The 383-nt window shown below is 46.5% G+C and carries 1 protein-coding gene; it reads left to right on the top strand.

The features are described 5' to 3' along the window. Positions 1 to 53: 53 nt before the first annotated feature. Positions 54 to 383, top strand: a 330-nt coding sequence (locus tag FJV41_RS56720) for a TniQ family protein (protein ID WP_220138088.1), incomplete at its 3' end; no start/stop codon positions are given.

Genomic DNA, 383 nt, shown 5'->3' with positions numbered 1-383 from the left:
GAAGTGGGAGACTTAGGTCCCTTGGATTCATTCCTTGCAATCACCAACCCGCTGTGCGTTTCTGTCCTTCCTGCCTTGATGAGGACTTCAAAAAATACGGTGAGCCCTATCTTCATCGAATTCATCAGATGCAGCCCGCATTGACGTGCACAATTCATGAAGAATGGTTAAGAATTTCATGCCCTAAGTGCAAAATGCTTGTTGTGCCAATTAATAGAATGATACTTCGACCTATGCCCATCGTCTGCGAATGCGGCGCGGATCTACGGTCATTGCCGGTCAGAAAATCGCCAGCAAGCAGCGCCTTCAAGCGATTGAGTCAATTTTGTGCGGATTCAATTTTTTCTAAAAATTCACTGTGGTCGCACGCTCAAGTCAAGTCC

It is taken from the genome of Myxococcus llanfairpwllgwyngyllgogerychwyrndrobwllllantysiliogogogochensis (genome assembly GCF_006636215.1).
GTDB lineage: Bacteria > Myxococcota > Myxococcia > Myxococcales > Myxococcaceae > Myxococcus > Myxococcus llanfairpwllgwyngyllgogerychwyrndrobwllllantysiliogogogochensis.
The sequence above is the reverse complement of the archived record's forward strand: the minus strand, read 5'-3'. Positions and strand labels throughout refer to the sequence as shown.